We start from the raw sequence: 18,906 nt of genomic DNA, 5'->3' as shown, positions 1-18,906 counted from the left end.
CGATAGCCCCGTGGCTTTGAGCGCTTTCGAGCTGTACTCGATCGGCATCGGACCGTCGTCATCGCACACGGTCGGGCCGATGCGAGCGGCCAGGTTGTTCGCCGACGGCATCGCCGAGCAGGGGCGGCTGGAGGAGGTCGCGCGGCTCAAGGCGCAACTGTTCGGCTCGCTCGGCGCGACCGGACACGGCCACGGCTCGGACAAGGCGGTGCTGCTCGGCCTGGAGGGCGAGGACCCCGAGACGGTGGACACCGAGACCGCCGACGCCAGGGTCGCGGCGATGAGGGCGCGGCGGCTGATCCGGCTCGCCGGCCGGCATACCGTCGCCTTCGATGCGGACACCGATCTGGTGCTGCACCGGCGCAAATCGCTGCCGACCCACCCCAACGGCATGCAGTTCGACGCGTTCGGCGAGGACGGCGAGCTCATCGTGAGCAGGATCTACTACTCCGTCGGCGGCGGTTTCGTGGTCGACGAACACGCCACCGGTGCCGACCGGGTGGTGCAGGACCCGACCGTCGTGCCGCATCCCTTCAACACCGGTGCCGAACTCCTCGCGATCTGCGAGCAGGAGGGCATCTCGGTCTCGGAGGTCATGTGGCGCAACGAGCGCGCGTGGCGGTCCGATGAGCAGATCCGCGAGGGGCTGTTGCGCATCTGGGCGGTGATGCAGGAATGCGTCGAGGCCGGCTTCCACGCCGAGGGCTGCCTGCCGGGCGGACTGAAAGTGCCGCGTCGGGCCCCGGCGATGTATGCCGATCTGACCGCCGACACCGGCACCCCCGATCCGCTGCACGTCATGGACTGGGTCAACCTCTTCGCGTTGAGTGTCAACGAGCAGAACGCTTCCGGCGGCCGGGTCGTCACGGCGCCGACGAATGGCGCGGCCGGCATCATCCCCGCGGTGCTGCATTACTACTGGCGGTTCGTCGACGGGGCGGACGAGGACGGTGTCGTGCGCTTCCTGCTGACCGCCGCCGCGATCGGCATACTTTTCAAGCAGAACGCCTCGATCTCCGGCGCCGAGGTCGGCTGCCAGGGTGAGGTGGGGTCGGCCTGCGCGATGGCGTCCGGTGCGCTGTGCGAGGTGATGGGTGGCTCGCCGCAGCAGGTGGAGAATGCCGCCGAGATCGGCATCGAGCACAACCTCGGGCTGACCTGTGATCCGGTGGGTGGCCTGGTGCAGATCCCGTGCATCGAGCGCAACGCCATCGCCAGCGTCAAGGCGATCAATGCCGCCCGGCTGTCGCTCGGCGGCACCGGCATCCACACCGTGAGCCTGGACAAGGCGATCAAGACCATGCGCGACACCGGGCGCGATATGTCCATCAAATACAAGGAGACGGCGAGGGGCGGCCTCGCTGTGAATGTGATCGAGTGTTAAACCAAAGGAGCTGTCAGTGACCGCACGCGAACTGAAGAACTTCATCGGGGGCGAATATGTCGCCGCCGAGTCCGATGCGACGACCGACATCATCGACCCCTCGACCGCCCAGGTGGTCGCGAAGGCGCCGGTGTCCGGCCAGGCGGACGTCGATGCGGCATACGCCGCGGCGGACCAGGCGTTTGGCGAGTGGGGGCAGACGACGCCGGGGGAGCGGCAGGAGGCGCTGCTGAAGTTCGCGGACGCGCTCGACGCGCGGGCGGAGGATTTCGTCAAGCTCGAGGCGCAGAACACCGGCAAGCCGTTCGCGCTGACGACCTCCGAGGAGATTCCGCCGATGCTGGACCAGCTGCGGTTCTTCGCGGGCGCGGCGCGGGTGCTGGAGGGGCGGGCGTCCGCGGAGTACCTGAAGGGGCACACCAGCTGGATCCGGCGCGAGCCGATCGGGGTCATCGGTCAGGTGACGCCGTGGAACTACCCGATGATGATGGCGATGTGGAAGATCGCCCCGGCGCTCGCCGCGGGCAACACGATCGTGCTCAAGCCGAGTGACACCACGCCGGAGACGACGCTGCTGATGGCCGAGATCGCCTCGCAGTTCCTGCCGGCCGGCACCTTCAATGTGGTCACCGGTGACCGCACCACCGGTTCGATGGTCATCGACCACGACATCCCGCAGATGGTCGCGATCACCGGCTCGGTGCGCGCGGGCATGCAGGTCGCCGAGGCCGCGGCCAAGAAGCTCAAGCGGGTCCACCTGGAGCTCGGCGGCAAGGCGCCGGTCGTCGTCTTCGACGACGCCGACATCGAGGCGGCGGTGGAGGGCATCGCGGTCGCGGGCTATTTCAACGCGGGCCAGGACTGCACTGCCGCGACCCGCGTGCTCGCGACGCCGGGCATCCACGACGACTTCGTGGCCGCCTTGGCGGAGTATGCGAAGAAGGAAGCCAAGGTCGGTATGCCGGACGACGAGGACGCACTCCTCGGGCCGGTCAACAACACCAACCAGCTGGCGCATGTCACCGGCATGCTCGGCCGCCTGCCCGACCACGCCTCGATCGCCGCGGGCGGTCACCGGGTCGAGGGCCTTGGCGACGGCTACTTCATCGAACCCACCGTGGTGTCCGGCCTCAAGCAGGACGACGAGGCGGTGCAGACCGAGATCTTCGGCCCGGTCATCACGGTGCAGCAAGTGTCCGATGAGGCTGAGGCGGTGCGCTTCGCCAATGGCGTGGAGTACGGCCTGGCCTCCTCGGTGTGGACCAAGGACTTCGGTCGGGCGATGCGCATGAGCAAGGCGCTCGACTTCGGTTGCGTGTGGATCAACACCCATATTCCGCTCGTCGCCGAGATGCCGCATGGCGGTTTCAAGCATTCGGGTTACGGCAAGGACCTGTCGATGTACGGCTTCGAGGACTACACGCGCATCAAGCACGTGATGGCCAATATCGAGGGCTGAACCGGCCGCCAACCCCCGTTCGAAAGGATCGGTATGACCGATACCTCGCTGCAGCCTGCCCTCGGGCAGGACAAGGGCCTGAAATCTGGGGCGCTCAGCCTCGTCGGCAGTGTCGTCGTCGGCATCGCCTCGACTGCGCCCGCCTATTCGCTGGCGGCGACCCTCGGGTTCGTCGTCGTGACGGGCGCGGGCTTCAAGGCGCCGGCGATCATGCTGCTCGCGTTCGTGCCGATGTATTTCATCGCGGTGGCCTACAAGGAGCTCAACGAGGCGGTGCCCGACTGTGGGACGACCTTCACCTGGGCGAGCCGGGCCTTCGGCCCGGTCGTCGGCTGGATGGGCGGCTGGGGCATCATCGTCGCCGACATCATCGTGATGGCCAATCTCGCCTCGATCGCGGGCTCGTATTCGTTCACCCTCGCCGACGAGTTCGGGCTGCAGAACGACCTGGCCTCCAGCACGCTGTGGTCGACGGTCGCGGGGCTGATCTGGATCGGCCTGATGACCTACATCTGCTATCGCGGCATCGAGGTGTCGGCCCGGTTGCAGTACGCGCTGCTGTCGATCGAGGTCGTCACCCTCGTGCTCTTTGCGGGCGTCGCCTTGTGGAAGGTGTATGCCGGTCGCGCCCCGCAGGGTTCGGTGCATCCCTCGCTGTCGTGGCTGTGGCCGGGCGGGCTGTCGATGTCGGTGCTGTCGTCGACGGTGCTGCTGGCGGTGTTCATCTACTGGGGCTGGGACACCGCGGTCGCGACCAACGAGGAGAGCGACGACCCGGGCCGCACGCCCGGTCGCGCGGCCGTGATCTCCACGGTCTTGCTGCTGCTGATCTACGTGCTGGTGTCGGTGGCGACGGTGGCCTTCGCGGGCACCGGCACCGCCGGGGTGGGCCTGGGTAATGAGCAGAACGCTGCGGATGTGTTCAGCGCGATCGGCCCGACGCTCTACGGCTCGAGCACGCTCGGGCACATCGGGCTGGCGCTGCTCGCGATCTCGATCCTCACCTCGGCCTCGGCGTCCACCCAGACCACGATCCTGCCGACCGCGCGCACCGCGTTGTCGATGGCAGTGTTCAAGGCCATCCCCGGCCGGTTCGCCACCATCCACCCGCGCTACCTGACACCGACCTGGTCAACGATCGGGATGGGCGTCATCTCGGCGGCGTTCTACCTGCTGATGACCTGGATCAGCCCGACCATCCTGCTGGCGCTCATCGGCGCGATCGGCCTGCAGATCGCCTTCTATTACGGCCTCACCGGCGTGGCCTGCGCGTGGTTCTACCGGCACAGCCTGCTCGGCAGCATCCGGCATCTGTTCGTGCGCGGGGTGATCCCGCTGGTCGGCGGCGTCTTCTTGTTCGTGATGTTCGGCTACGCCTTCGTCACCTACATCGCGCCGGACTATCTGCAGGACGAGCAGGGCCGCAATGTCACGATCTTCGGGATGGGCGCGGTCGCCGTGGTCGGCGTCGTCTCGCTGCTCTTCGGTCTGGTGCTGATGGCCGCGCAGTGGCTCGCCGCGCCCGGCTTCTTCCGGGGCCGCACCCTGCCGCGCGCCTCGCACGCCGACCTGGTGTTGCTCGACCACCAGCGCGACGTGGCCGGGCAGGTGCGCCTGCCCGATTCGACGGAGTACACGGTGATCGCTCCGGACCTGTCGAATCTGCCCGATGGAGCGACCGCGGTCGACCGGTCCACCGGCCGAACCGCGCGGCCCACCACTCACGACGACGCGTAATGTCGCGATCAGCCGAACGACGGAAGGACCAGCTATGAGTGCTGTCGAGAAGGTGCAGACCGGACTGTTCATCGCCGGACAGTGGCGCCCCGCGGAGGGTGGCCGCACGCTGGAGGTGCACAACCCGGCGACCGAGGAAGTGCTGGCCACGGTCGCGGATGCGACCCCCGCCGACGGCCTGGCCGCGTTGGACGCAGCCGTTGCGGCACAAGCGGATTGGGCCAAGACGCCGCCGCGTGACAGAAGCGAGATCCTGCGGGCGGCATACGACCTGATCACCGAGCGGGCCGACTTCTTCGCCGAGCTGATGACGCTCGAGATGGGCAAGCCGCTCGCGGAGGCCAAGGGCGAGGTCACCTATGGCGCCGAGTTCTTCCGGTGGTTCGCCGAGGAGGCGGTGCGCATCTCCGGTCGCTGGGCGGTCGCGCCCAATGGCGCCACCCGGCTGTCCACGATGAAGCAGCCGGTCGGTCCGTGCCTGATGATCACGCCGTGGAACTTCCCGCTGGCGATGGGCACCCGCAAGATCGGGCCGGCGATCGCCGCCGGCTGCACGATGGTGGTCAAGCCCGCGGCCGAGACCCCGTTGACGATGCTCGCGCTGGCGCAACTGCTCGAGGAAGTTGGCCTGCCGAAGGGCGTGCTCAATGTCGTGACGACGAGCGACTCCGGTGGCGTGATGGAGCCGTTGATTCGTGACCCGCGCTCGCGCAAGCTGACCTTCACCGGCTCGACCCCCGTGGGCCGCAAGCTCGTCGAGCAGTCGGCCGAGCAACTGCTGCGGGTGTCGATGGAGCTTGGCGGCAATGCGCCGTTCATCGTCTTCGAGGACGCCGACCTGGACAAGGCGGTCGAGGGCGCGATGCTCGCCAAGATGCGCAATATCGGCGAGGCGTGCACCGCGGCCAACCGGTTCTATGTGCACGAGTCGGTCGCCGAGGAGTTCGGCCGCCGGCTCGCGGACAAGATGGGCGCGATGACCGTCGGCAACGGGATGGACGACGGCGTCACCGTAGGTCCCCTGATCACCGCCAAGGCGGTGCAGAAGGTCGACGCGCTGGTGCAGGACGCGATCGGCCGCGGAGCCAAGGTCGTCACCGGCGGATCGACCACCGGCGACAAGGGCTATTTCTACGCCCCGACCGTGCTCAACGAGGTGCCGGGCGACGCCGACATGGTGCGCGAGGAGATCTTCGGGCCGGTCGCCGGCCTGCAGACCTTCACCGACGAGGACGACGTGGTGCGCCGGGCCAATGACACCGAATTCGGCCTGGTCGCCTATTTCTTCACCCGCGATCTGTCGCGCTCCATCCGGGTCAGCGAGGCCTTGGAGTACGGCATGGTCGGCGTCAACCAAGGCATCGTCTCCAACCCCGCCGCGCCCTTCGGTGGGGTCAAGGCCAGCGGCTTCGGCCGCGAGGGAGGCTTCGAGGGCATCGAGGAATATCTCGAGACGAAGTACGTCGGTTTCGCCCTCTGAGGCATCGCCACCGGGCCGCGCACAGCGGCCCTGTGGATAACTTCGGCAGGCTCCGCGGCGGTCGGCATACGCTCGCAGGAGTCGAACCGGAGGGGATGCGTTATGGGGTATTCAGTCACACCCGACGATCTGCAGCGCAGCTCAAAAGCGTTGCGGCGCAGTGCAACTCGGGTGGTCAGCACGCCCGGACAGGCGCGTTGGGCATTCGGGAAGATCGAGGTGGCGTGCGGTGATCCGGCCTGTGCCGGTGTCGCCGCGGCCTTGGCCGGCTCGTGGGCCGATGCGCTCGCCGCGCTGAGCGACACCGCGCTCGGTCTCGGCGGCGCGACCTTCGCGGCGGGCACGGCGTATGCCGGGGCCGACGGGGTGGTCGCCACGGCGGTCGGGACCGCGTCATGAGAATCGCGGCCGGAGACCCGCAGGGGCTCTGGGAGGCGGCCGGCCGGCTGGACGATCTGATCGAGGACTTGCGCCGACATCAGCGCTGCGTGCTGAGCGGCGTGAGCACCGCGCTCGCGAGGTGGAGCGGCGCGTCGTCGATCGTCTTCGCGCAGGCGGCCGCCGGTCACCGCAGCGATGCGACGGCCGCGATCGGGCAACTCACCCGCGCGACGCGGGCGACCAAGGCGTATGCCGACGCCCTGGAGACGGCGCAGACCCAGGAAACCACCTTGACCCTGCGCCACGAGTCGCTGACCACGCAGCTGCGCACCGTGCAACGCGACCTGCGGTTGCCCACCGATCCGGTGACCCGGGCCGACGACGAGCGCGAGCTGCACCGGGTCTTCGCCGACCTGCGCGTGGTGCAACGCGAACTCGAGGACCTGCAGCGGCAGGTGACCCTCGCGCGGCGCCACTACCAGTCCGAGCTGTCGGCGTCCAAACCACCAATGATGGTGTGGGACAAGGGATTACGGTATGCCGGGATCGGCAAGACCTATTGGTCCTTGCTGAAGAAGGGCGCCGCCACGGTGAAGTTGTGGACCACTTCACGCGCGCTGGCGAAGGCGCCCCGAGGTGCTGATGTCACCAAGCTGCTGGCCGCCTACCAGGCCTCGGTGAAGACCTTGCAGAGCACGCCACCGTGGATGGCACCCTTCAGTCGCCTGGCAGCCAATCCCGCGCTGGGCAAGCTCGGCCGCGCCACTGGCATCGCCGGAGCCATCGCGGCGGCGCGGCCGGGCTGGAAGGACATGCAGACCGGCGGCGGGTATGGCGGCGTCCGGGGGTATATCACCGGCCAGGCCGGCGTTGCCGAGGTCGCTGGCGTGATCCTGACCCGCACCAAGAATCCCTGGGCGATCGGTGCCGGCGGGCTCTTCGTGACCGCGTGGGCGGTCACCAAGGCGGTCAACCGGACCATCGACGACCCGTCCTTGCTGACCTCGGTCGGCGGGGTCGGCACGTTGGTGGGCAAGACGCTCGACGATCTGGACGAGAGCGGCCAGCTCGGGGTGGGCGCGATCGCGCTGCGCGAGCTGGCGCGCAAGCGGGTCAACCCGTGGCCGCCAGCGCTGCCCAAGCTGTCCTGGCCCAAGCCGCCCTTCCCGGTCAACCCGCTGCCCGATCTGCGACTGCGCTGCGGTCCGGTGCGGCCGGTCCTCCCGGCCCTGCCGATCGGACCGATCCCCGGATTCCCGGTCTATGGCGGCCCGATGCGCTGCGGCCCGGTCGCCCCGGTGCTGCGATGACCGGGGCGCCGGTGCGGCTCACCGACGAGGAGCTCGTGCTGCTCAACGCCGAGCATCCGGGGGTGGTCCTGCCCTTCCTCGACGCGCTGCCTGCCGCTGACCGGCGCGTGGCTGTGCTCGCGGCACACCGGGCGCTGATCGCCCATGGCACACCGGTCTCGTCGTCCGGGGCGCTGCAGGTGCCCGAGGCGCTCGTCGCCCTGTTGCGGTTGCGGCGGTCGGCGCCTCGCCTCCTCGCGGTGGACCGGATCAGCGACGAGGCGGTCGCCTCGCTCTATCTGCACGACCTCGGCGAGGTGGTGATCGCCGAGGAGGTCGACAGCTCCGGGCTGCACGCCTTCGCCGCCCTGGCCACGCCGGAGGAGTTGCCGGCGTCGATCGAGCGGTTCGCAGCTCTGGCGGGGTCCGTCGACGGCAGCGGGCGGCCCTTCACCGTCGACCTGGTGCGCGGACAAGATCTGCCGCCGCGTTCGCCGTGGGGAGAGGCGACGGTGCGGCTGGAGGCCACCGTGCGGCGAGCCGGGCAGGAGCGCGAGGTGCTGCTCGGTGTGCTCGCGGGGGATCGGGGCACCTGGGTGACGACCACGCCCGCGGACGGCCGCACCCTGTCGGCCGAACCGGTCGCCGTGGTGGAGGTGCCGCACCGGATCGCCGCACTGCTCGGCGCGGCCGACCGGGCGATGGACAGAATGGGGGTGTGACCGCACCCCGCACCGTCGCCCTGCTCGGGTCCACCGGATCCATCGGCACCCAGGCCGAGCGCATCGTCTCGGACCACCCCGACCGCTTCCGGGTCACCGCGATCTCGGCCGGGGGGCGTGATCTGGACCAGGTGGCGCGCCAGGCGGTGGCGTTGGACGTCGAGCTGGTCGGGGTGGCCAGCGAGCGCGCCGACGACCTGCGCGACCGCATCGGTGCGGTGGCGCGGGAGGCGGGGCGGGCGGCATACCTCCCGCAGATCGTGACCGGAGCGGCAGCCGCCGAGCAGGTCGCCGGGTGCGGCGCGGACGTGGTGCTCAACGGCATCACCGGTTCGATCGGGCTGAAGCCGACCCTCGCCGCGCTGGCCGCCGGCTCGACGCTGGCGCTCGCCAACAAGGAGTCCCTCATCGTCGGCGGCCCGGTGGTCAAGGCGGCCGCGAGGCCCGGGCAGATCGTCCCGGTCGACTCCGAGCACTCCGCGATCGCCCAGTCGCTGCTCGCCGGGCAGCCGCGCGAGGTGCGACGGTTGGTCGTGACCGCGAGCGGCGGGCCATTCCGCGGCCTGAGCCCGGATGAGCTCAAACAGGTCACCCCGCAGCAGGCGCTGAAGCATCCGAATTTCGCGATGGGCACGGTGATCACCACCAACTCCGCCACCTTGGTCAACAAGGGGCTGGAGGTGATCGAGGCGCACCTGCTGTTCGACATCCCGATGGACGACATCGACGTGGTGGTGCACCCGCAGCAATACATCCACTCGATGGTCGAGTTCGTCGACGGTGCGGTCGTCGCCCAGCTGGGGCTGCCGACGATGATGGTGCCGATCGCCCTTGGTCTCGGCTGGCCCGATCGGGTGCCCGACGTCGAGACACCGATCGACTGGAGCAGGGCGATGGACTGGCGGTTCGAGCCGCTCGACGACGATGCCTTCCCCGCGGTCCGGCTCGCCCGTCAGGTCGGTGCGGCCGGGTCGACCTTCCCCGCGGTCTACAACGCCGCCAACGAGGAATGCGTCGCCGCCTTCCACGACGAGGCGATCGCCTTCCCCGACATCGTCCAGACCGTGCAGCGGGTCGTCGACGCGCATCGGGCCGAGGGTGGCGAGCTGTCGGTCGAGCAGGTGCTGGCCGCCGAGACCTGGGCGCGGCAGGAGGCGCACGCCATACTCGCCCGGACGTGAGACCCTGTCGGATGTGATGTTCCTCCTGGGGGTGCTGCTGATCGCCATCGGCGTCGCGCTGTCGATCGCACTGCACGAGATCGGCCACCTGGTCCCGGCCAAGAAATTCGGGGTCAAGGTGACCCAGTACATGATCGGCTTCGGCCCGACGCTGTGGTCCCGGCGACGCGGCGAGACCGAATATGGGCTCAAGGCCATCCCGCTCGGCGGGTACATCCGGATGATCGGCATGTTCCCGCCGCGGGCGGGGGAGGAGCGCGCCGACGGCACGATCCGGGTGCGGGCCTCCTCGACCGGTCGCTTCAGCCAGATGGCCGACCAGGTGCGCGATGAGTCCTACGAGGAGATCGGTCCGCAGGACTCGGGCCGGGTCTTTTACAAGCTGAAAAGCTGGCAGAAGGTCGTCGTGATGTTCGGCGGCCCGTTCATGAACCTCGTCATCGCCACGGTGCTGCTCACCGTCATCGCCTGCGGGTTCGGCCTGCCCAAGGAGGTCAACGCCAAGGTCGCCTCCGTGGTCGCCTGCCTGCCCGCGGCGGACGGCAGCTCGCCGAAGAGTTGCGCGGGCCAGGCCCAGACGCCCGCGGCCCGCGCCGGCCTGGCCGCCGGTGATGTGATCGTGTCGGTAGCGGGCGTGCCGGTGCGGTCCTCCTCGGATGCCACCACCCAGATCCGCGCGCACGCCAATCAGGCGGTGCCGATGGTCATCGAGCGGGGCGGGCAGCGCCGCACGCTCACGCTGACCCCGGTGCTGCGCACCATGCCCAAGCTCGACTCCAGCGGCATCCCGGTGACGGCCTGGGACGGCACGCCCGAGACTGTGCGGGTCGGCGTCATCGGTGCGGGCATCGGCGCCGACACCGTGACCGAGCGCCAGTCGATCACGGCCGTTCCCGGCATGGTGGGTGGTGCCACCTGGAAGACCGCCTCGGTGGTGCTCGACATACCGCGCAAGATGGTCGGCGTCGCGCACGCCGCCTTCGGCTCCGGTCAGCGCGACGCCAACGGACCCATGTCGGTCGTCGGCGTCGGGCGGATCGCCGGCGATGTCGCCCAGGCGCGCCAGATCTCGCTCGCCGACCGGTTCGTCATCCTGTTGTCGATCCTCGCCTCGCTGAACCTTGCGCTCTTCGTCTTCAACCTGGTGCCGCTGCTGCCGCTGGACGGCGGCCATATCGCCGGCGCGATCGTCGAGGCGATCAAGCGCCCGATCATGCGTGCCCGCGGGGTCAAGGGGCCGGTCTATGTCGACGTGGCCAAGGCGCTGCCCGTGGCGTATGGCGTGTCGCTGCTGCTCGTGGTGATGTTCGGCCTGCTGATGTATGCCGACATCGTCAACCCGGTCAAACTCTGACCTCTCGCGGTGAGCGATACTGGCAGCATGTCCGTTTCGCTCGGTATGCCGTCCGCACCGCCGCCCACGCTCGCGCCGCGGCGCAAGACCCGCCAGATCCAGGTGGGCAAGGTCGGCGTCGGCAGCGACTTCCCGATCTCGGTGCAGTCGATGACCACGACGCCGACCACGGACATCAACGCGACGCTGCAGCAGATCGCCGAGCTGACCGCCTCCGGCTGCGACATCGTGCGGGTGGCCTGCCCGTCCCAGGACGACGCCGACGCCTTGCCGGCGATCGCCCAGAAGTCGCAGATCCCGGTGATCGCCGACATCCACTTCCAGCCCAAATATGTCTTCGCGGCGATCGACGCCGGGTGCGCCGGGGTGCGCGTCAACCCGGGCAACATCCGCCAGTTCGACGACAAGGTCAAGGAGATCGCCGACGCCGCCAAGGCCGCCGGTGTCTCGATCCGCATCGGCGTCAACGCCGGCTCGCTGGACAAGCGGCTGCTCGACAAATACGGCAAGCCGACCGCCGAGGCGCTGGTCGAGTCGGCGGTGTGGGAAGCCTCGCTCTTCGAGGAGCACGACTTCCACGACTTCAAGATCTCGGTCAAGCACAACGACCCGGTCGTCATGGTGCGCGCCTACGAGCTGCTCGCCGAGCGTGGTGACTGGCCGCTGCACCTCGGGGTGACCGAGGCGGGGCCGGCCTTCCAGGGCACGATCAAGTCCGCGACCGCCTTCGGTGCGCTGCTGTCGCGCGGCATCGGCGACACCATCCGGGTGTCCCTGTCCGCCCCGCCGGTGGAGGAGGTCAAGGTCGGCAACCAGATCCTGCAGAGCCTCAACCTCAAGCCGCGCAAGCTGGAGATCGTCTCCTGCCCCTCGTGTGGTCGCGCGCAGGTCGATGTCTACACCCTCGCCGACCAGGTCACCGCTGGCCTGGAGGGTATGACGGTGCCGCTGCGCGTGGCCGTCATGGGTTGCGTCGTCAACGGCCCGGGCGAGGCGCGCGAGGCCGACCTCGGCGTCGCCTCCGGCAACGGCAAGGGCCAGATCTTCGTCAAGGGCGAGGTCATCAAGACCGTGCCGGAATCGCAGATCGTGGAGACGCTCATCGAGGAAGCGATGCGGATCGCCGAGGAGATGGGCGAGCCGGTCGACGGCGAGACAGCAGCTCCGTCGGTCACCGTCGGCTGATCTGCCCCAGCCGCGCGTCGCCGCGGCCGTCGAAGGGTGCGTCCTTGGCACGCACCGCCGCGAACACCGCGTCACATGTCCGCTGCGCGTGGGTCACCACCTGCGCCGGATAGCCGAAGGACGCCTGATGCTCGGCGAATTCGTCTTCGTCGTCCACGAAGGTCGTGCCGTCGAACCGCTCGATCACATCGAGGTCGAGATCGACCAGGGTGACGACGAAGCGGTCGCCGTCGCGCCGCCATACCGGCTGGTCGGTGATGTCGACGTAGACATGCGTGCGCTGCCCGTTGCCCGGGCCGTTGAAGCAGGCGGCATAACCCGCGTCGGTGATCAGCCGCACGGTGTCGGTCTTTGCCGTCGTCGCGAAGTCCGGCCGCGCGAAGGGTGTGCCCGCCGGCATACCCAGCCAGACGCCGTCCGCGTCGACCCCCAGCAACTGGTAGTCCTCCTGCCAGTGCTCGGTGCCATCGAACTTCCGGAAGTCACAATGCACAGGGGTGCCCGCGGGAGTCTCGCTGGTTGGTCGCACGGTGGCAGCCTAGGGGGATGACTCGCACGGACGCCGCGACCTTGGCAGGCTAGGGGTGTGTTGAGGACGTTCGGCAGCACCGCTGCCGCTCCGCTGAGTGCCGCGGACTATGACGAGGCGCTCGAGCTGTGCGCCGAGGATCCGCTGACCAACGTCTTCGTCGCGGCCCGGTTGCTCGACGGCGGGCCCGCACACACCTCCTCGCTCATCGGGCTGCGGGAGGAAGGCATGATCACCGCGATGTGCTGGGCGTCGGCGAATCTGGTGCCGGTGGGGGTGACCCCGCGCAATGCCGACCACTTCGTCGGCCGGCTGCGGCGTCACCGCCGGCGATGCAGCTCGATCTTCGGCACGGCCGAGCAGGTGCTGACGCTCTGGGAGCGGATGGAGCGCACCTGGACGCGCCCGCGGGCGATCCGCCGGCACCAGCCGATGATGGCGCTGGACGACCGGGACTGGACGCCCGGCCCGACCGACCCCCGGGTGCGGCCGGCTCACCTGGACGAGGTCGACCTGGTGCTCCCGGCGGCGGCGCATATGTTCACCGGGGAGATCGGCTATCCGCCCTATGTCGGCTCCGATCGGGAGTACCGCCGGATGATCGCGGCGCTGATCCGGGCCGGTCACACCTATGTGATCGTCGAGCGCGGGCGGGTGATCTTCAAGGCAGATGTCGGGTCGCTCGGGCTGGGCGTCGCGCAAATCCAGGGGGTCTGGGTGGCGCCGGAGCTGCGCGGGCACGGCATCGCGGTGCCGGCGATGAACGCCGTCGTCGAGCAGGTGCTGGCGACCTTCGCGCCCACGGTCTCGCTCTATGTCAACGACTTCAACGAGCCGGCGGTGCGCACCTATCGCGCGTGCGGATTCGAGCAGCGCGCCGAGTTCGCTACGGTGATCTTGTGAGTGGGTTGTCCCTGGGGGCGCGCGGCGTCGCGCTCGCGTTCCTCGGATCCGGCACCCTTCACCTGGTGCGGCCGCAGATCTTCGAGCCGATCGTGCCGCGGGTCCTGCCGCGCCGCCGCGAGCTGGTGCTCGCCTCTGGCGTGGCCGAAATCGCTTGTGGCGCAGGGCTTTTCGTGCCCCGACTCCGTCCGTATGCCGCCCCCGCCACCGTCGCGCTGCTCGCTGCGGTCTGGCCGGCCAATCTGCAGATGGCGCTCGACGTCGACCGCGCCGCCCGGCGTCGGCCGACCGCTCGCAACCAGGTGATGCGCGTCGGCACCTGGGCGCGGATGCCGCTGCAACTGCCGCTCATGCGCTGGGCCTGGCAGGCCCGCCGCTGATCTGGGCGCCGATCTGGCACAGCGCGCTACAACTGGCACCGTAGGTCGCAACTGGCACGGCATACGCCGCCAGATGTCACGCCTCGTGCCAGATGTCACGCCTCGTGCCAGATGTCACACCCCGCGCGGCGACGACGCCGTGCTGATTCGTGTGCGCGTCTCGTGCACCAGAGCTTCGGCCTGGCCGATGGCCGTGCCGAGGTCGGGATCGGCAAGCATCAGGTCTGCTCGCCGTGCGAACTCTGGTGGTGCCTCTGCTGCGGTGGCGGCGGCCGCGACCAGGCCCTTCTCGTTGGTCACCCACTGACCGGCTGCTGCCTGAATCCCGTGCGCGCACAACAGAATTGCTCGGGTGAGGCAGGTCAGGACATAGGTGCGGTCACCGCGTGGCACACCCTTGCGAGCGGCCCCGACCAGGAAGTCCGCCTCCCAGGTCGCCTCGATCAGGACGGTGCGTAGGGCGGCCGGATAGCTGGTCAGTCTGGCTCGCAGCGCCGCCAACTGTCTGGACGGATCGGCGAGAAGGACGCTGGAGGCCAGCTCACCGGCATACGCGATGTCGAGGAAGCCGAGCGGATGACCGGCCTGGGCGTGGAAGGCGAACTCGCCGCGCAGTGCCCGATCACACTGTGCTGCAACGCGATCCACGTCACGCAGGATCCAGTCGACCGCGACCCCGTCCACGGTCAGCCACGCTCCGCCGTCGACCCACGGACCCCACTCACCGGGGCCGGCGATCGACGCCGGCGCACTCGACCAGGCGTCGGCCCGCTGCTGCAGGCCGACCAGGTCGAGCGGGCCGCGGTAGTAGACGCCCAGGTCGGCGTCGGACTCGGGCAGGGCGTCGCCGCGGGCTCGGCTGCCGCCCAGGGTCACGCCCAGCACGCCGTCGACGGTGACCAGGTCCGCCGCGATGGCGTGGAGGTCGGGTCGCATGCCTGCCACTCTGGCAAACCCGCGGTGGAGGTGCTCGCGAAATTCGGGTGGGCGTCGCGGTCGTGGGGGTGGTGCCCCTACGTGCTGAAGCGCCGCACCCCACCCGCAAACGCTCACCTCACTCGCATGCGTCCGCCGCACTCGCATGCCGTGATCACGGCACGCAGGTGGGATGGCGGCATGCAGGTGGGACGGCCGCATGCAAGTGGAGTCAGCCGGTCGGTTCGCCGCGCACGCTGAGCGCCGGCGGCCGGTCGCCGCGGATCGAGGCCACCATGTCCAGCACCCGGCGGGTCGCGAGCACGTCGTGCGCCCGGAAGACGGTCGCGCCCAGCCAGGCGGCGACGGCAGTGGCGGCGAGGGTGCCCTCCAGCCGGTCGTCGGGCGGCAGGTCGAGCGTCTCGCCGACGAAGTCCTTGCGCGAGATCGCTTGCAGCACAGGGAAACCCAAGCCGGCAACCTCGCCGGTGGCACGCAGCACCGACAACGAGTGGCGGGTGGTCTTGCCGAAGTCGAGGGTCGGGTCGATCAGCACCCGCTCGCGCGGGACGCCAGCCTCCACGGCACGCGCCGCACCGGCGGAGAGTGTCCGCAGGACGTCCCTGACCACGGCACGGTCGTCGTCACCCTGCTCGTCGGCATACCGGATGTTCACCGGGTCGGTGCGAGGGGGCAGGCCGCCGGTGTGCGAGACGACATACCCCGCCCCTGTCTCGGCGGCGACCTCGACGAGCGAACGGTCATGCCCCGCCCAGGTGTCGTTGATCAGGTCGACGACCGGTGCGGCCGCGCGGGCGACCTCAGAGCGCCAGGTGTCCAGGCTCAGCACCAACCGCGGATAAGCGGTGCGAGCGGCCTCGAGAAAGGGCACCACGCGCCGGATCTCCTCGGCCGCGTCGACCTGCTCACCCTCCTGCCCCGCCCGCACGCCACCGACGTCGACGATGTCGGCACCTGCCTCGACGGCCGCGGCCAGCGCATCGAGCGCGGAGTCCATCGAGGCGTGCCGGTTGCCCGTCCAGAACGAATCTGTCGTGCGGTTGATGATCGCCATGACCGCCGGCCGGGAGGCGTCGAAGCACTGCCCGCGCAGCACGAGGGGAGCCGGATGCACGTGGGTCAGTCCCAGTTGACCTGCATGCCGGTGCGCCACGCCTCGAGCAAAGGTGTGCCGGTCTCCCGCACCGCGTCGCCGCGGTTCCACAGCCCGAGGTAGAGGTCGGCAGCGCTCCCGGTCCACGTCGTCTCCGCGTCAGCGGGCAGGCCCGGGCCGGCCACCGGTTCGTGCGGCCCGAGGTGCACCTGCCAGGCCGCACCGGAGTCGGTCGCCTGGATCGCCACGACGTGCGGGCGGTCCACCGTGAGTCCGTCCGGGCGGGGCAGGAAGCCGCACAGCAACTCGTCGATGCCATCGGTCGCGAGCGCGGCGTCCAGATCGGCGACGGTGGTGTCGGGTGCAGCACCCAGCCGGGCGCTCAGCGCGTCGACCGCGTGGATCGTCGTCTCGTGGCACTGGCGGCGGGCCCAAGCGTCGCGGCCGGATCCGCTGTCGGGCAGGAAGAACCGGACATTGGCATCCGCAGGCGTCGCCCGCAAGGTCGTGGCGAGTTGCTCGGCGCCCGCGTCGAACCAGCCGAGCAGATCGTCGGAGGCCGCGCCCTCGCGCTCGAACTCGCGCGGGTCGACCCGTTCGCCGCGCAGCTTGCTGTCGGCCCAGCGGTGCACCATGCCCTGGTGGGCGAGCAGATCGCGCACCGTCCAGCCGGGACAGGTCGGCACCGGCAGGTCCACACCGGCCTCCTCGGCCTCGGTGCGCAGTCGGGCACTTGCCCGGGCCAGCCCGTCCAGGTGGTCCTCGAAGGCCATCGTCGTCGGCATACGGGACACGGTACGCGGCGCCCGCGACTAGGTTCAGCGGTATGGACCTGTTCGCGCGCACACCCACCAACCAGCCCGGTCCACTCGTCGGTCACCACACCGTCCGCGGTGACCGTGCCCTGCTGGATGCGCTTGCGGCACAAGCGGGTTCGGCATACGGCACGGTCGTGGACTCGCTCAACGAACTCGGCCGGGTTGCCGGGGACCCGGCCACCCGTGAGCTCGGCCACCCGGCGGCTGCAGCCGGTCGACGCGGCGGGCAACGAGGCCGCGATCCTCGCCGGCATGGGCATGACCGAGAAGCAGGGCGGCTCGGATGTGCGCACCAATATCACCGAGGCAGCGCGGCAGGACGACAACAGCTACCTGCTGCGCGGGCACAAGTCGTTCACCTCGGCGCCGGCCAACGACATCTTCCTGGTGCTCGCGCAGGCACCGGGCGGCGTGACGTGATTCGTCGTGCCGCGGGTGCGGCCGGACGGCACACGCAACGCGCTGCAGATCGTCCCAACGGGCGCGCCTCTGCCGCGGCCATCAGCGAGTGAATCGCATCCACGGCCGCGCCCCACCGGCGTCACCCGCGGCGCCAGTGGGGGCCGGGTGGCGCGAGAGCCCGGCCCGCATCTTTGGCTGTCGCCGACCTGAGCATCGACTCGCTCCGGACGCTGGCGTTGCCGTTGGTTCTTGGTACTTAGAAATCCTCAGAGCTAAGGGTGTTCAAAAAGGGCTCAGCTCTACGAAGCGGCCGTCGGGGTGCACATCTGCGGGGCAGCCCCAAGCTCAATCCTGGTGTTGACGGTTCCTTCACCATCTGGTGACCGGTAGCGCACTGTCACTCCTGGGATGAACGTCTTGCTGGTCAGGGGTTTGACCCATCGGAGCGAGACACTGACGAACACCAGGCCGTGAGCACGGATGGCCGTCACTTTCTGGGGCGAGACGTGCTTGCCCGTGCCGTTTGCCGGCTGCGGGTCTCGTGGTGTGTACGGGGCGGGGATCATCGTCCAGGCGGATACTGATGCCTTGGCCTTGTCGCGAGACTCGACGGAAAGCACGGTGACTTTCTGTGCCGTCGTGTTTTCAACCATGGAGATCGTGTAGGTCGAGTCCTGGCGCACGTAGGAGGCGCAGTAGCTGGCATTTTGATCAACGGTCCGCAGATTCGATGCGGAATCGCCACTCAAAAAACTGCAGGATGCGACTGTGATGACAAGCCCGGTGGGTAGTCCCATACGGACCGCCCACCGGGCCAGTGACCTAGTAGCTTCCACGGATCTCAATCAGGCCAGACCCTGCCGGCCAGCTGTACTTGCCGCAGATTTGCATGTGATATCCGCCAGGGGTGAGACGGACTCTCGTAGTGCTGTTATATCCGGTCTGCGCGGACAATGATGCAGTCACCCCGTTTCCGGAGATGGAAGCCCCATCGGTCCAGTTGATCGCTCGTTGGTTTTGCGTGATGTAATCGTCCTTATACCCCTGGGGCACACAGTATTGGAACGCGGATGCCGCTCCGAGGCGTGTGCTGGACCCTCCAGCGTGGTATTCAGGCCACAGAACGTACCAATAATTCCGCCACGGGTCAGGTGTCCCACAAGCACGCACTTGGTACACCCCGTAGTGGAAGTATGTCCGCGATAGCCGCACTCCGACATAGCGGGAGAACTGCGCGTAGTTGATGGTCACCGACGACGAACGTCCCACGGTGCCGGAGTGTTCGAAAGAGCCGTACGACCCGCCGTAGCTGATCCCGGTCCCCAGAGTCGATGATGCCCCTTGGGTGTAACTCAATTGACCGGTGTAGGGAGCACCGGTGGTGGACCATCCCTGAACGACGGTGACCGGCTGGTTGCCCACGTCTCGAACGCGGACACCACAGTACGGACTCGTGCTGGACGGGGTGACCGCCGCTGCCTTTGATCCACTAGCGGCGGCGGCCATCACGAAGTCGATCTTGCCGGCGGCCGAGCTGGTAGCTCCTCCTGTTGCGGAGGTGGACTTCGTCCCAAGCTGTGATGTACGGAGATTGCTGAGAGCGGCACCGCCGGGTGGTGGCACGTTGTCGTCGGCGCTATCCGTTGTTGGTGGTGCCGACTCACTTGCACTCG

The 18,906-nt window shown here is 69.1% G+C and carries 18 protein-coding genes; 13 read left to right on the top strand and 5 right to left on the bottom strand.

From position 1 onward, the window contains the following. Nucleotides 1-10 precede the first annotated feature (10 nt). From G9U51_RS00745 to ispG, 10 genes are all read left to right on the top strand, one after another. Nucleotides 11-1,384, top strand: coding sequence for an L-serine ammonia-lyase (locus tag G9U51_RS00745; protein WP_166191756.1), 1,374 nt, complete (start codon nt 11-13; stop codon nt 1,382-1,384). A gap of 16 nt (nt 1,385-1,400) precedes the next feature. After that, the gene (locus G9U51_RS00740; RefSeq protein WP_328823236.1) at nt 1,401-2,843 is read left to right on the top strand and encodes a gamma-aminobutyraldehyde dehydrogenase; all 1,443 of its coding nucleotides are present in this window, start codon (nt 1,401-1,403) and stop codon (nt 2,841-2,843) included. Between the two features lie 33 nt (nt 2,844-2,876). Continuing rightward, nucleotides 2,877-4,580, top strand: a complete 1,704-nt coding sequence (locus G9U51_RS00735; RefSeq protein WP_166191754.1) for an APC family permease — start codon at nt 2,877-2,879, stop codon at nt 4,578-4,580. 34 nt (nt 4,581-4,614) lie between these two features. Beyond that, nucleotides 4,615-6,060, top strand: a complete 1,446-nt coding sequence (locus tag G9U51_RS00730; protein ID WP_166191751.1) for an NAD-dependent succinate-semialdehyde dehydrogenase — start codon at nt 4,615-4,617, stop codon at nt 6,058-6,060. A 102-nt stretch (nt 6,061-6,162) separates the two neighbouring features. After that, nucleotides 6,163-6,459, top strand: a complete 297-nt coding sequence (locus G9U51_RS00725; protein WP_166191748.1) for a hypothetical protein — start codon at nt 6,163-6,165, stop codon at nt 6,457-6,459. Further along, a complete protein-coding gene (locus tag G9U51_RS00720; RefSeq protein WP_166191745.1) occupies nt 6,456-7,751 on the top strand; it encodes a WXG100 family type VII secretion target in 1,296 nt (431 codons plus the stop codon). The genes G9U51_RS00725 and G9U51_RS00720 overlap by 4 nt, the downstream gene beginning before the upstream one ends. Beyond that, entirely contained in the window at nt 7,748-8,452 is a 705-nt protein-coding gene (locus G9U51_RS17160) for a hypothetical protein (protein WP_166191742.1), read from the top strand. Before G9U51_RS00720 ends, G9U51_RS17160 begins: the two co-directional genes overlap by 4 nt. Further along, complete coding sequence (dxr, locus tag G9U51_RS00710) at nt 8,449-9,633, top strand: 1-deoxy-D-xylulose-5-phosphate reductoisomerase (RefSeq protein WP_166191739.1); 1,185 nt, start codon at nt 8,449-8,451, stop codon at nt 9,631-9,633. The genes G9U51_RS17160 and dxr overlap by 4 nt, the downstream gene beginning before the upstream one ends. Nucleotides 9,634-9,649: 16 nt before the next feature. Beyond that, the gene (locus tag G9U51_RS00705) at nt 9,650-10,987 is read left to right on the top strand and encodes a M50 family metallopeptidase (protein ID WP_166192588.1); all 1,338 of its coding nucleotides are present in this window, start codon (nt 9,650-9,652) and stop codon (nt 10,985-10,987) included. A 27-nt stretch (nt 10,988-11,014) separates the two neighbouring features. Then, nucleotides 11,015-12,172, top strand: coding sequence for a flavodoxin-dependent (E)-4-hydroxy-3-methylbut-2-enyl-diphosphate synthase (ispG, locus tag G9U51_RS00700; RefSeq protein WP_166191736.1), 1,158 nt, complete (start codon nt 11,015-11,017; stop codon nt 12,170-12,172). Here the strand turns inward: ispG and G9U51_RS00695 are convergent. Beyond that, nucleotides 12,159-12,701, bottom strand: coding sequence for a DUF402 domain-containing protein (locus G9U51_RS00695; protein WP_166191733.1), 543 nt, complete (start codon nt 12,699-12,701; stop codon nt 12,159-12,161). The two genes, ispG and G9U51_RS00695, sit on opposite strands and share 14 nt — an antisense overlap. A 57-nt stretch (nt 12,702-12,758) precedes the next feature. On the opposite strand from G9U51_RS00695, the gene G9U51_RS00690 reads away from it, so the two are divergent. Continuing rightward, complete coding sequence (locus G9U51_RS00690) at nt 12,759-13,604, top strand: GNAT family N-acetyltransferase (RefSeq protein WP_328823235.1); 846 nt, start codon at nt 12,759-12,761, stop codon at nt 13,602-13,604. Beyond that, nucleotides 13,601-13,984, top strand: a complete 384-nt coding sequence (locus G9U51_RS00685) for a DoxX family protein (RefSeq protein ID WP_166191730.1) — start codon at nt 13,601-13,603, stop codon at nt 13,982-13,984. Before G9U51_RS00690 ends, G9U51_RS00685 begins: the two co-directional genes overlap by 4 nt. A 114-nt stretch (nt 13,985-14,098) precedes the next feature. On the opposite strand, the gene G9U51_RS00680 is transcribed toward G9U51_RS00685, so the two are convergent. The 3 genes from G9U51_RS00680 to G9U51_RS00670 form a co-directional block, all read right to left on the bottom strand. Beyond that, nucleotides 14,099-14,920: a nucleotidyltransferase domain-containing protein gene (locus G9U51_RS00680; RefSeq protein ID WP_166191727.1), complete on the bottom strand. Its 822-nt coding sequence runs from the start codon at nt 14,918-14,920 to the stop codon at nt 14,099-14,101. A 211-nt stretch (nt 14,921-15,131) separates the two neighbouring features. Beyond that, entirely contained in the window at nt 15,132-15,974 is an 843-nt protein-coding gene (gene folP / locus G9U51_RS00675; protein ID WP_166192582.1) for a dihydropteroate synthase, read from the bottom strand. A 65-nt stretch (nt 15,975-16,039) separates the two neighbouring features. Beyond that, nucleotides 16,040-16,798, bottom strand: a complete 759-nt coding sequence (locus G9U51_RS00670; protein ID WP_207947898.1) for a maleylpyruvate isomerase family mycothiol-dependent enzyme — start codon at nt 16,796-16,798, stop codon at nt 16,040-16,042. A gap of 216 nt (nt 16,799-17,014) precedes the next feature. Here G9U51_RS00670 and G9U51_RS17155 point away from each other — a divergent pair, with 216 nt between their 5' ends. Then, complete coding sequence (locus G9U51_RS17155; protein ID WP_328823234.1) at nt 17,015-17,251, top strand: acyl-CoA dehydrogenase family protein; 237 nt, start codon at nt 17,015-17,017, stop codon at nt 17,249-17,251. 281 nt (nt 17,252-17,532) lie between these two features. On the opposite strand, the gene G9U51_RS00660 is transcribed toward G9U51_RS17155, so the two are convergent. After that, the gene (locus G9U51_RS00660) at nt 17,533-17,982 is read right to left on the bottom strand and encodes a hypothetical protein (RefSeq protein ID WP_166191725.1); all 450 of its coding nucleotides are present in this window, start codon (nt 17,980-17,982) and stop codon (nt 17,533-17,535) included. Nucleotides 17,983-18,906: the final 924 nt, after the last annotated feature.

Source organism: Metallococcus carri, from assembly GCF_011440275.1.
GTDB classification, from domain to species: Bacteria; Actinomycetota; Actinomycetes; order Actinomycetales; family Dermatophilaceae; genus Metallococcus; species Metallococcus carri.
The sequence above is the reverse complement of the archived record's forward strand: the minus strand, read 5'-3'. Positions and strand labels throughout refer to the sequence as shown.